The sequence below is a fragment of the Pseudoxanthomonas gei genome (assembly GCF_010119615.1).
In the GTDB taxonomy this organism is placed as follows: Bacteria; Pseudomonadota; Gammaproteobacteria; order Xanthomonadales; family Xanthomonadaceae; genus Pseudoxanthomonas_A; species Pseudoxanthomonas_A gei.
Genome location: NZ_QOVG01000003.1, coordinates 82,533 through 94,786, shown reverse-complemented (window position 1 = coordinate 94,786; position 12,254 = coordinate 82,533). Strand labels below are relative to the sequence as shown.

The 12,254-nt window shown below is 65.4% G+C and carries 12 protein-coding genes and 1 tRNA gene; 5 read left to right on the top strand and 8 right to left on the bottom strand.

Going from position 1 to position 12,254, the window contains the following annotated elements:
* Nucleotides 1–101 precede the first annotated feature (101 nt).
* Genes trmB through thiS form a run of 3 tightly spaced genes read right to left on the bottom strand, consistent with a single transcriptional unit; the run spans nucleotide 102 to nucleotide 1,932 of the window.
* Nucleotides 102–866, bottom strand: coding sequence for a tRNA (guanosine(46)-N7)-methyltransferase TrmB (gene trmB, locus DT603_RS05460; protein WP_162348855.1), 765 nt, complete (start codon nucleotides 864–866; stop codon nucleotides 102–104).
* A gap of 1 nt (nucleotide 867) precedes the next feature.
* Nucleotides 868–1,674: a thiazole synthase gene (locus DT603_RS05455; protein ID WP_211368302.1), complete on the bottom strand. Its 807-nt coding sequence runs from the start codon at nucleotides 1,672–1,674 to the stop codon at nucleotides 868–870.
* A gap of 57 nt (nucleotides 1,675–1,731) precedes the next feature.
* Complete coding sequence (gene thiS, locus DT603_RS05450) at nucleotides 1,732–1,932, bottom strand: sulfur carrier protein ThiS (RefSeq protein ID WP_162348853.1); 201 nt, start codon at nucleotides 1,930–1,932, stop codon at nucleotides 1,732–1,734.
* A gap of 144 nt (nucleotides 1,933–2,076) precedes the next feature.
* On the opposite strand from thiS, the gene DT603_RS05445 reads away from it, so the two are divergent.
* From DT603_RS05445 to DT603_RS05425, 5 genes are all read left to right on the top strand, one after another.
* Nucleotides 2,077–3,843: an autotransporter outer membrane beta-barrel domain-containing protein gene (locus DT603_RS05445; protein ID WP_162348852.1), complete on the top strand. Its 1,767-nt coding sequence runs from the start codon at nucleotides 2,077–2,079 to the stop codon at nucleotides 3,841–3,843.
* Between the two features lie 133 nt (nucleotides 3,844–3,976).
* Nucleotides 3,977–4,050: transfer RNA gene (locus DT603_RS05440), tRNA-Gly, on the top strand.
* A gap of 40 nt (nucleotides 4,051–4,090) precedes the next feature.
* Nucleotides 4,091–4,987, top strand: a complete 897-nt coding sequence (gene rimK / locus DT603_RS05435) for a 30S ribosomal protein S6--L-glutamate ligase (RefSeq protein ID WP_162348851.1) — start codon at nucleotides 4,091–4,093, stop codon at nucleotides 4,985–4,987.
* A gap of 333 nt (nucleotides 4,988–5,320) precedes the next feature.
* Entirely contained in the window at nucleotides 5,321–5,998 is a 678-nt protein-coding gene (locus DT603_RS05430) for a response regulator transcription factor (protein ID WP_162348850.1), read from the top strand.
* Complete coding sequence (locus DT603_RS05425) at nucleotides 5,991–7,337, top strand: sensor histidine kinase (RefSeq protein WP_162348849.1); 1,347 nt, start codon at nucleotides 5,991–5,993, stop codon at nucleotides 7,335–7,337. Before DT603_RS05430 ends, DT603_RS05425 begins: the two co-directional genes overlap by 8 nt.
* A 114-nt stretch (nucleotides 7,338–7,451) precedes the next feature.
* Here the strand turns inward: DT603_RS05425 and DT603_RS05420 are convergent, their stop codons facing one another.
* From DT603_RS05420 to ahcY, 5 genes are all read right to left on the bottom strand, one after another.
* Nucleotides 7,452–8,363 carry a branched-chain amino acid transaminase gene (locus tag DT603_RS05420; RefSeq protein ID WP_162348848.1) on the bottom strand — a complete coding sequence of 304 codons (912 nt, stop codon included), beginning with the start codon at nucleotides 8,361–8,363 and terminating at the stop codon, nucleotides 7,452–7,454.
* 63 nt (nucleotides 8,364–8,426) lie between these two features.
* Nucleotides 8,427–8,915, bottom strand: coding sequence for a hypothetical protein (locus DT603_RS05415; protein WP_246191594.1), 489 nt, complete (start codon nucleotides 8,913–8,915; stop codon nucleotides 8,427–8,429).
* 195 nt (nucleotides 8,916–9,110) lie between these two features.
* Complete coding sequence (locus DT603_RS05410; protein ID WP_162348847.1) at nucleotides 9,111–9,779, bottom strand: hypothetical protein; 669 nt, start codon at nucleotides 9,777–9,779, stop codon at nucleotides 9,111–9,113.
* A gap of 124 nt (nucleotides 9,780–9,903) precedes the next feature.
* Entirely contained in the window at nucleotides 9,904–10,734 is an 831-nt protein-coding gene (gene metF / locus DT603_RS05405; protein WP_162348846.1) for a methylenetetrahydrofolate reductase [NAD(P)H], read from the bottom strand.
* A 59-nt stretch (nucleotides 10,735–10,793) separates the two neighbouring features.
* Nucleotides 10,794–12,224 (bottom strand): adenosylhomocysteinase, encoded by a 1,431-nt coding sequence (gene ahcY, locus DT603_RS05400; RefSeq protein ID WP_162348845.1) that lies wholly within the window; start codon nucleotides 12,222–12,224, stop codon nucleotides 10,794–10,796.
* Nucleotides 12,225–12,254: the final 30 nt, after the last annotated feature.

Sequence of the window (12,254 nt, the reverse complement as noted above, 5' to 3'; positions counted from 1 at the left end):
TCCCGAATGCTGCATGCATCACCGACACGGCAAGCAGTCCGCTGTTCACGGAGAAAGAGCAAGTGCCTCGTCGTGCCCGGGAGAGTGAGGTGCGCACGCTCTTACGATTCCCCATTCCCCATTTCCCGTTCCCGGTTCTTGTCGTACAGAAGATCCCACACCCCATGGCCGAGCTTCTGGCCGCGGGTCTCGAAATGGGTCTGCGGCCGCCAGTCCGGGCGTGGCACGTGGCCGCGCGGTCCGGCGCGGTTTTCCAGGCCTGGGGTTGCGTCCAGCACGTCCCACATCTGCTCGGCGTAATCCTGCCAGTCGGTAGCCGCATGCAGGCGACCGCCAAGGCGCAGCCGCGAGACCAGCAGCGCGGCGAACTCCGGCTGGATCAGGCGGCGCTTGTTGTGGCGCTTCTTGTGCCAGGGGTCGGGGAAATAGATGCGGACTTCGTCGAGCGAGCCTTCGGCGATGTCATCGCGCAGCACTTCCACCGCGTCGTGGTGGTACAGCCGCACATGCGTGGCGTTGTCTGTTTCCAGCGCATTCAGCAGGCGGCCCACGCCGGGCGCATGCACTTCGATGCCCAGATAGTCGCGTGACGGATCCTGGGCGGCGGCAAAGCGCAGCGCATCGCCATTGCCAAAACCAATCTCCATCACTCTTGGCGCCGCACGCCCGAAAACCTGGTCGAAATCGCGCGGGGTGCCGCTGCCTTCGGGCCGCATGAAGTCCAGCCCGAAACGCGGCCACAGCTCATCGAAGGCGCGCTGCTGCGCGGGCGTGAACCGGCCCTGGCGCAGGACGAAGCTGCGCACGGCGCGGTGGCCGGTGGTAGCCGTGTAGGGTTTGGGCGGATTGGGCGCGGTGCCGGTCATCTCAGCCGATCAATCCGTCCACCGGCGAGGACGCACTGGCGTAGCGCTTGCGGGGAATGCGCCCGGCCAGGAAGGCCTCGCGTCCGGCTTCGACCGCCTTCCGCATCGCACTGGCCATCAGGACCGGGTCGCGTGCGCCCGCGATCGCCGTGTTCATGAGTACGCCATCACAACCCAGCTCCATGGCGATGGCGGCGTCGGATGCGGTGCCCACGCCGGCGTCGACGATGATCGGCACCTTGGCGTTCTCGATGATCTCAAGCAGGTTGTAGCGGTTCTGGATGCCGAGGCCCGAGCCGATCGGCGCGGCCAGCGGCATCACCGCCACGCAGCCGATTTCCTCCAGGCGCTTGGCCAGGATGGGATCGTCGCTGGTATAGACCATGACCTGGAAACCATCGGCGACCAACTGTTCGGCCGCCTTCAGGGTGCCGATCACGTCGGGGAACAAAGTGCGCTGGTCGCCCAGCACTTCCAGTTTCACCAGGGTGTGGCCATCCAGCAGCTCGCGCGCCAGCCGGCAGGTGCGCACGGCGTCTTCGGCGGTATAGCAGCCGGCGGTGTTGGGCAGCAGGGTGTAGCGGTCGGGCGGCAGCACGTCGAGCAGGTTGGGCTCGTTGGGCGACTGGCCCAGGTTGGTGCGGCGGATGGCGACGGTGACGATCTGCGCGCCCGCGGCATCGGTGGCGCGGCGGGTTTCGTCGAAATCCTTGAACTTGCCGGTGCCGGTGAGCAGGCGCGAGTGGTAGGACTTGCCGGCGATGATGAGCGGGTCGGAGTTGCTGGGTGGATTGATCGGCTGATTCATGGGTGGATTATCGCCCATGTGTCCGCGCCCATGTGCCCTGTGGCTGGCGAGCGTGCTTCAGCCGCCTCCCAGCGCATGCACGACCTCGACGCGGTCGCCCGGGCCCAGTGCGTGGGTGGCGTGCTGGCCGCGTGGCACGATCTCGCCGTTGACCTCCACTGCCACGCGCCGTTCGGCCAGGCCCTCGCCGGCAAGCAGTTGCGCCAGCGTAATGGCTTCGGGGATGTGGCGCGGCTGGCCGTTGAGTTCGATCTGCATGCGGGCATTTTGCCGCATCGGCGCCGCGCATGACGCATCGCAGCGTGAGCGGGGGAGGGCGAGATGAAACCATGTCGCTATACGCCGCCGTACGTACCATGCCGGCACAGGCCCATGGCCACACTTTTTTCCTGGAGATGCTGCATGAAGTCCGCCCGTCCCGTTCGCACCCTGCTTGCCCTGGCCCTTGCGGTTGCCGCCGCACCGGCGCTGGCGCAGGACGTTTACTCGCAAACCTACTTCTTCGGCGACAGCCTGACCGACTCCGGCCATTTCCAGAACACGCTGCCTGCCAACATCCGCGCCCAGGCCGGCCGCTTCACCACCAATCCGGGATGGGTCTGGGCGCAATGGGTCGCCGACCACTACGGCACCGACGCGACCACCGACAACCAGGGGGGCACCAACTACGCCATCGGGGGCGCGCGCCTGGATACACCGGTCGCCAATGCCATTCCGGTGACCGCCCAGATCGACCAGTACCTCTCCAGCCATGGCGGGGTCGCCGACCCGGATGCCCTGTACACGGTCTGGGGCGGAGGCAATGACCTGCTGGCCTTCGACATCTTCGCGCCGGTGGGCATGCAGATGGTCGAGGCCGTTGGGCACCTGCACGATGCCGGGGCGCGCTACATCCTGGTGCCCACGATTCCCGACGCGGGACTGACCCCGTTTGCACTGGGCGCCGGCCTGGGCGCGGCCGCCACGGGGGTCGCCAATTCCTTCAACCAGCAGATATTCAACGGGCTGGCCAATGCCGGCCTGCGGGTCATCCCGCTCAATACCTTCCAGCTGCAGCAGGAGATCGTGGCCGACGCCGCGCGCTACGGTTTCACCAACACCACCGGCACGGCCTGCCCGGGCAGCTCGCTGACCTGCACGCCCGCCAACTATGTGGTGCCCGGCGCCGACCAGACCTACGTGTTTGCCGATGGCGTGCACCCCAGCAGCGCCACCCACCGGATCCTGGCCGATTACGCGGTGTCGGTGCTCGAAGGTCCGCGCCAGGTGGCGATGCTGCCGCATTCGGCCGCCACCACCGGCCGTTCGCGCGCTGACCGCGTCGCCCTGCACGTGGGCACTGCGCCCCTGGCCGAAGGCACGCGCTGGTGGGGCGACGTGCGCGGCGACTGGCAAAAGCAGGATCACGGCGACTCCTACGAGGGCACGACCCCTGCGGGCACCTTCGGCATCGACTGGTCGCGCGGGAACATGGTGTTCGGTGGCTTCCTGGGCTACGGCCGGGGCACCCAGGACTACGGCCACGACGCCGGCGAGTTCCGCCAGACCGAATCCACGCTGGGCGCCTTCGCCGGCTGGTATGGCGAGTCGGCATGGATCAACGGCCAGGTCAGTTACTCCAAGCTGGCCTTCGACGTGGAACGCAACCTGCACCTGGGCATCAGCACGCGGCAGCACTCCGGCTCGCCCGACGGCAGCAACCTCAGCGTCGGCCTCAATGCGGGCTTCGAGTTCGTCGACGGCGTGATCACCCACGGACCGGTGCTGGGCGTGCTTTCGCAGAAGATCGAGGTCGACGGCTATGCGGAGGCCGGCACCCTGGCCACCGCCCTTTCCTACCCGCAGCAGGATTACGACTCGCTGGTCGGCAGCCTGGGCTGGCAGGTGCGCTACAACGCCGGGGCAACGCTGGCGCCGTATGCGCGGGTGACCTTCGACCACGAATTCGAGGGCTCGCCCGATGAAGCGTTCGCCAGCCTGAACTCGATTCCGGTCAGCGGCGTGTTCGCGGTCCCCGGGCTGGGGGTCGATCGCAGTTATGGCACCGTGTTGCTGGGCGCGCGCACGCGCTGGGGTGGCTTGAATGCCGATTTCGGCGCCACCGCCCTGGTGGCGCAGCAGGGCGGCAGAAACGCCGGCCTGTTCCTGACCTTGAGTGGTGGATTCTGAAGCGGCGGGTCTTCCGTCCGCATCGCGACCTCGCCGCCCGGCACGCATGCATTGCGCCGCCGGGCGCGCGCCGACTAAACTTTTGCCGCATGCTCTTGCTGCGCGGATTTTCCCGCGTAGCTCTTGGCGCAACGCGGGTGTAGCTCAATGGTAGAGCTGTAGCTTCCCAAGCTACTGACGAGGGTTCGATTCCCTTCACCCGCTCCATGGCTCGCCTTCCGGCGACTTTTCCCAGCAGGCGGCCACGGTGAAACTCGCAATCCTGTCCCGCAACAGCAAGCTGTATTCGACGCGCCGGCTGGTGGAAGCAGCGCGCACGCGCGGCCACACCGTGCGCGTGCTCGATCCGCTGCGTTGCTACATGCGCATCGCCAGCGATGGCTTCAGCATGCATTACAAGGGCAAACCTATTTCCGGGTATGACGCGGTGATCCCGCGCATCGGCGCATCCATCACCCGCTATGGCACGGCCGTGCTGCGCCAGTTCGAACTGATGGGCAGCCATACCCCCAACCCCTCGGACGCCATCCTGCGCGCGCGTGACAAGCTGCGCGCGCACCAGTTGCTGGCCGCGCAGGGCATCGGCATGCCGATCACCGTGTTTGGCGACAACCCGGACGACACGGTCGACCTGCTGTCGATGCTCGGCCCGCCGCCGCACGTGATCAAGCTCAACGAGGGCACGCAGGGCGCCGGGGTGATGCTGACCGAGAAACCCTCGGCCTCCCGCAGCGTGGTCGAGGCCCTGCGCGGCCTGTACGCCAATTTCGTGGTCCAGGAATTCATCGGCGAGGCCCAGGGCGCCGACCTTCGCTGCTTCGTGGTCGGCGACCGGGTGGTGGCGGCGATGCGCCGGCAGGCGCCCGAAGGTGACTTCCGGTCCAACCTGCATCGTGGTGGCGTGGCCGAAAGCGTCCTTGCCAGCACCGACGAGGTCGACGTCGCCCTGCGCGCCGCACGCGTGCTGGGGCTGAGCGTGGCCGGTGTCGACCTGATCCGCTCCAGCCGCGGCCCCCTGGTCCTGGAGGTCAATTCGACCCCGGGACTGGAGGGCATCGAGCAGGCATGTGGCGAGGACGTGGCCGGCGCCATCATTGCCGATATTGCCGGGCATCTCTTGGCTGCAGGCAAATTTAACCAATGAATTCAATCATATAAGCCCGCTGTAGCGGCATTGCGGGGCTGCGGCGGCGGATGTTTAACGGCGCTTTAATCGACGCCGGCGTAGCTTGGCCGGGCCGCAAGCCTGTGCCGTCCCGCTATCGTCAGTGGCGGGGCGAGCAGTACTACGGTAATCGGGTAAACCCTTTGCCCAGGCCGAACTCCGGCCTGGGCTTTTTCTTTGCCCGCGCGCCTTTCGATGAACGGCTGGGACATCAGCCCTCTTGCAAGGACAATTGTTAAGTCCGATTTGTTAAGTTACAGGCCGCGCCTTTTCGGGCGCGCCGCATTCCACTGACGCATTACCGGGACACCCATGCGAATACTCGTCATTGAAGACAACAGCGACATAGCCGCCAACCTTGGCGACTACCTCGAGGATCGCGGCCACACTGTGGACTTCGCCGCCGACGGCGTGACCGGCCTGCACCTGGCGGTCGTCCACGACTTCGACGCGATCGTGCTGGACCTCAACCTGCCCGGCATGGACGGCTTGGAGGTCTGCCGCAAGCTGCGCAACGAAGCGCGCAAGCAGACGCCCGTATTGATGCTCACCGCACGGGACACGCTGGACAACAAGCTGGCCGGTTTTGATTCCGGCGCCGACGACTACCTGATCAAGCCTTTCGCCCTGCAGGAAGTCGAGGTTCGCCTCAATGCGCTGTCCCGTCGCGGCAAGGGCGTGCAGACGCGCGTGCTCGAGGTGGGAGAGCTGGAGTACAACCTGGACACCCTGGAAGTGCGTCGCCAGGGCAAGCTGCTGCAACTCAACCCCACCGCGCTGAAGATCCTGCAGGCGTTGATGGAGGCTTCGCCTGCGGTGGTGACGCGCCAGGAACTGGAAACGCGGGTGTGGGGAGAGGAGTTGCCGGATTCGGATTCCCTGCGCGTGCACATCCATGGATTGCGGGCCGTGGTCGACAAGCCGTTCGACACGCCCTTCATCCAGACCCGCCATGGCATCGGTTACCGGATAGCCGCACCGGATGCCTAAGGCGGGCGACTTGGTCGCTTCGCTGGGGACGACCCACCGGAGCTACCGGCGGAGGCTGCGCAGCCGGATCGTGCTTTCCTTCGTGCTGCTGGGCTTCGGCCTCACCGTCCTGTTCGCCTTCGCCACGGTCTGGGCCAGCAAGTACATCGAGAACCAGCTGGTGGACGATGTGATGACGCGCAACATCGACGTCTACATGCGCTCACACCAGGAAAACCCCGACGCCAAGCCGACCCTGGCAGTCGAGCAGATGTATGGCCGGGTGGTGAACCCGAACGATCCCGCGGCAATGGCCAGGCTGGCGGTGGACTACCCCGAATGGGTCAGGATGCCCGAGGGCATCGCCAGCTATAACGGCACCGACGAAAACAACAAGCCGCTGTCCTACAAGGTGGCGGTCAGGAAGACGCCGGATGCCTGGTACTTCCTTGCCTATGACACCTTGCGGGCGAAGACCGCCCAGGAGCGACTGGTTCGCTGGCTGGTTTTCGCCGTTGCCCTGTTCGTGGGCCTGTCGCTGGTGCTGGGATGGTGGTCGGCGTCGAAGGTGATGCGACCCGTTTCGGACCTGGCTCGTCTGCTGCGGGCGTACCGGGGCACCAGCAATCCAAAGCCCCTGGCTCCCAATTTCCCCGACGACGAAGTCGGTCAACTGGCCGAAGCGCTCGACGACTATTCCGCGCGCCTGACCGAGGTCGTGCAGCGGGACCGTGAATTCAACGCCGACGTAAGCCATGAACTGCGCACGCCGCTGGCGGTGATCCGTGGCGCCACCGAGCTGCTGCTGGCGCGGCCCGCGCTGGACGAGAAGGTGATGCAGCGGCTGTTGCGCATCCAGCGCGCCGAGCAGCAATGCACCGACCTGATCGGTTCGCTGCTGCTGCTGTCGCGCAACGAGCGCGGCCAGGGCAACACCCTGGTGGCGCGCGTGGCCGAACAGCTGCTGGACGTGCACCGGGCGCAACTTGGCAGCAAGCCGCTGACCTTGCGCATGGAAGGGGAAAGCGGCCTCACCGTCGATGCCCCCGAGTCGGCGGTTTCGGTGGCGCTGGGCAACCTGGTCGGCAATGCGGTGAAGTACACGCTGACGGGCGAAGTGGTGGTGAGGTTGCTGGCTGACAGCGTGGAAGTCATCGATTCAGGGCCGGGCCTGAGCCCGGAAGATGCCGCGCGGCTGTTCGAGCGCGGCTATCGCGGAACCCATGCCGGCCACTCGCAGGGCGGCGGCATTGGCCTGTCCATCGTCAGCCGGCTATGCGAACTCTATGGCTGGCAGGTAGGCGTGAGGCCGGGTGAAAAGCACGGGGTGATCGCTACCCTGAAGTTCACCGCCGACTGAGGGCAGGTCTTGCGTAGCGCCGGGCCTGCCCGGCTGCCATGGGCGCCAACTTCAGGAAAGACAGGGCTGGATCAGAAGCAGCCGGGCACGCCCGGCTCCATGGGAACCGGTGGCTCAGAGGTAATCGAGCCAGCCGTGGCGGTCTTCGGTACGCCCTTCGAACAGGCCGAAGAACAGGTCCTGGATCCTGCGCGTGACCGGGCCCGGCTTGCCGTCGCCGACCGGCTTGCCGTCGACCGATCGCAACGGGGTTATTTCAGCAGCGGTGCCGCACATCAGCAGCTCGTCGCAGAGATAGAGGTACTCGCGCGGGATGTCGCGTTCGATCACCTCGATGCCGTGGTCGCGCGCCAGGTGGATGATCGAATTGCGGGTGATGCCGGCCAGCAACGAGGCGCTGGCGGGTGGCGTATGCAACGCGCCCTCGAAGACCAGGAACAGGTTTTCGCCGGCGCCTTCGCTGAGCAGCCCGGTGGACGCCAGCGCGATGCCTTCGCCGTAGCCGTGCCGGCGCGCTTCGCGCGTCACCAGTTGCCCCGAAAGATAGTTTCCGCCGGCCTTGGCGCCCGCGGGCAGGGTATTGGGAGCAAAGCGCTGCCAGCTGGAGACGCAGGCATCTATGCCGTTCTCCATGCCGTCCTCGCCCAGGTAGCGGCCGAACTCCATCGCCGCCACCGCCACGTCGATCGGCGTGTCGGCCGCGATGCCCACGCCGCCATAGCCGCGGAACACGATCGGGCGCAGGTAGGCCTTGCTCAGCCCGTTGACCCGGATGATGTCCCGGCAGGCCGTGTTGATTTCATCCAGGGTGTAGGGAATCTCGATGTCGTAGATCTTGGCCGACTGGAACAGGCGCTTGTTGTGGTCGTTGAGGCGGAACACGGCCGTGCCGCTCGGCGTCTCATAGGCCCGGATGCCTTCGAATACCGAAGAGCCGTAGTGGATGGCATGCGCCATCACATGGGTAGTTGCTTCGGCCCACGGCTTGATCACGCCGTTGTGCCAGATCTTGTCGGGGAATTTCATGTTCGGGCCTCCATGGTTCCAGCCTCATTGTGCCGCAATCAACGATGACCCGGCGCGGCCTGGTCAGAGCGTGATCCAGAAGCATTTGTATGCCCGGCGCAGACCGAATACCGTGCGCGAAGGCGTGCTGCCATTCTTCAGGGTCTGCTCCAGCCGCAGGCCCACCGGCCGCTGCCGCGTGGCCGTCTGGGGATAGTAGCCATCGCTGTTGTCATCCACGACCACCCCATTCTCATCTACAACGGGCGGCGGGGCCGGTCGTACCGGGGCGATGTCCACCAGCGGCCGGTCCACGATCACTTCCAGCTTGTTGAGGATGCGGTTGGCACTGGCATTGGATATGCCATTCCACTGGTACAGGCTGGCCAGCCGGTTCACGTCCTTGTTCTCTATGGCCGCGGTGACCTGGTAGACGAGATCGCTCAGCGTGCGTGCGCAGCCCGCGCGGTAGATGCCTGAGGAGCCGCTGATGCCGGCAGTGACGCGCGGCAGGTGATCCATCGCGCCAACGTCTTCGCAGCGCTTGTCGGTATAGACGGTGTTGCCGTCCATGGTGCTGCATCGCTGCACTTTCTGGGCGAAGGCCGGAAAAGGGATACAGCCAAGCCCCGCGCCGAGCAGGATGATGATCAGGAGAACGGGGTCAATACGCATCGCGAGCCAGACTAACCGTGGCCCGTCATCATGGGAAGCGCTGTCCCCGCAGTTTGTTCACGCCCGCCGCAACCACGCGGCCAGCACCTTGTGTCACAGCTTGGCGAAATAGCAGCCTGCGTAGCGCGTCACGTCCAGGTCCACCACCTGCAGGCTGGCACCCTTGGCCAGGGTCAGCTGCAAGGTCCCTGCGAGTCCACTGGAATCCACAGCACCGGCGTCGACAGCATCCAGGCCACTGCCGATGAAGCCATCGAAGAACCTCGCCTGCTGCAGGGACAACGTGGCCATGCGTTCCAGCTGCAGCATCTGCTGCTGTGCCTGGCGATTGGACTTGCCCACCCAGTGGTAGCTCTCGGCCAGGCGATTGACATTGTGAAGGGCGAAGGAGCCACGCATGTCCGCCACCAACTGCTGCTTGCTGCGCGCACAACCTGACTGCGGGGCACGCCGGCCCACCGCGCCGTTGGCCGCGGGCGCGCCTGCGAAATCAGTGGCCGATGCGTCTGGCTGCAGCCCCAGCGCAAGTGGTGCATTCGAATCGGAATAGCGTGCCTCTTCGGCTGCGATGCGGATCAGCAGTTCGGCCGAAACGGGCAGGGCCTTGCTGCCCAGCGCCGGGCAGGCCTTGTCGGTGTAGATCACCGTGCCGTCGCCTGCTTCACAGCGCTGTATGCCACTGGTTGCAGCCACTGGCTGCGACCAGGGTAGTCCGAGGGCAACGGCGGCGGTGACCAGGGCGGAGAGCATCGCGGGTTTCATGGCAGAGATCCTGCAGATCGGAACGTGTGCGCATGCTGTTGCCATCGATGTCGACGCGGCGTATTGAAACGCGCCTGTAGATGAATCGATTAAAACCGGGAAAACGCGGGCGTTACCGATGCATTCAGCGCACGCGCGCGATCACGTTCATCGTCGGTTTCGAAAGATTCAAAGTATAAAAATGAAGTGAGGGCGCCCCGCCTGCAATCAGCCGGTCGCACAGTGCGGCTACCAGATCGGCGCCGAACTCGCGGACGCTGTCGACATCGTCGCCCAGGGCCTGCATGCGCTTGCCGATCCAGCGTGGAATCTCGGCGCCGCAGGCTTCGGAGAAGCGCTTGAGCTGGGTGTAATTGGAGATGGGCATGATGCCGGGCACGATGGGGATTTCCACCCCCAGCCTGCGCACCGCGTCGACGAAATGGAAATAGGCGTCGGCGTTGTAGAAATACTGGGTGATGGCGCCATTGGCGCCAGCGTCGACCTTGGCCTTGAAGTGTTTCAGGTCGGTCAACGCATCTTCGGACTGCGGATGGGTTTCCGGATATGCGCCCACTTCGATGTGGAACGCGTCGCCGTGCTCGGCACGGATGAACTCGATCAGTTCGGAGGCATAGCGCAGGTCGCCCGGATGACCCATGCCGGAGGGCAGGTCGCCGCGCAGCGCCACGATGCGCCTGCAGCCGATGGCCTTGTAGAGCTTGAGCAGTTCGCGGATCTCTTCCCGGCTGCCACCCACGCAGGACAGGTGGGGCGCGGCATCGAAGCCGTGCGATTGCTTGAGGTGGCGGACAGTCTCGGAGGTGTAGCTCAAGGTCGAACCACCGGCACCAAAAGTGCAGGACACATATTCCGGCGCATGCACCTTTAGCTTTTCAGCGGTGCGGTCCAGCTGCGCGCGCTGCTCGTCGGTCTTGGGCGGGTAGAACTCGAAGGAAAACGGAACGCCGGCCATCGCGGGATCTCGAATGCTGGAAAGAAAGCGGGCGGCCTGAGCCGCCCGCCGGGTCTTGCTCAGTAGCGGTAGTGCTCGGGCTTGTACGGGCCGTCCACGTTGACGTCCAGGTACGCGGCCTGCTCGGCGGTCAGGGTGGTCAGGACCACGCCGATCTTTTCCAGGTGCAGGCGCGCCACTTCCTCGTCCAGCTTCTTGGGCAGGATGTAGACCTTGGCCTCGTAGCTGTCCTTGTTCGCCCACAGGTCGATCTGCGCCAGGGTCTGGTTGGAGAACGAGTTGGACATGACGAAGCTCGGGTGGCCGGTGGCGCAGCCCAGGTTGACCAGGCGGCCTTCGGCCAGCAGGAAGATCGCGCGGCCGTCGGCGAAGGTGTACTTGTCGACCTGCGGCTTGATGTTGAGCTTGACCACGCCCGGGAACGCATTCAGCGCGTCGACCTGGATCTCGTTGTCGAAGTGGCCGATGTTGCAGACGATGGCCTGGTCCTTCATCCGGCTCAGGTGTTCGGTGGTCAGCACGTCCTTGTTGCCGGTGGTGGTGACGTAGATGTCGCCACGGCCCAGGGTCGACTCGACGGTGTTGACCTCGAAGCCTTCCATCGAGGCCTGCAGGGCGTTGATCGGGTCGATCTCGGTGACCACCACGCGGGCGCCGTACGCGCGCAGCGAATGGGCCGAACCCTTGCCGACGTCGCCATAACCGCAGACCACGGCGACCTTGCCGGCCAGCATCACGTCCATCGCGCGCTTCAGGCCGTCGGCCAGCGATTCGCGGCAGCCGTACAGGTTGTCGAACTTGGACTTGGTGACCGAGTCGTTGACGTTGATGGCCGGGACCAGCAGCGACTTGGCCTGGACCATCTGGTACAGGCGGTGCACGCCGGTGGTGGTTTCTTCCGACACACCCTTCCAGTCCTTGACCACGGTGTGCCAGAAGCCGGGACGCTCGACCGCGACGCGCTTGAGCAGGGCCTTGATCACGCCTTCCTCGTGCGAGCTTGCGGGCTCGTCGACCCACTTCGAGCCATTCTCGAGCTCGTAGCCCTTGTGGATCAGCAGGGTGACATCGCCGCCATCGTCCACGACCAGCTCCGGTCCTTTGCCGCCCGGGAAGGTCAGCGCGTCCAGGGTGCAGTCCCAGTACTCTTCCAGCGACTCGCCCTTCCAGGCGAACACCGGCGTGCCGGTGACCGCGATTGCGGCGGCGGCATGGTCCTGGGTCGAGAAGATGTTGCAGGAGGCCCAGCGCACGTCGGCGCCGATGTCCTTCAGCGTCTCGATCAGCACCGCGGTCTGGATGGTCATATGCAGCGAGCCGGTGACGCGCACGCCGTCGAGCGGCTTGCTGGCTGCGTATTTCTTGCGGATCGACATCAGGCCGGGCATCTCGTGCTCGGCGATATCGAGTTCCTTGCGGCCCCAATCGGCCAGGGAGAGATCGGCGACCTTGTAGTCACCGTCGGTTGCGAACTTGCGAACTGCATTCATGGCTATTGCTCCGGATTCTTGCGGTCTGTG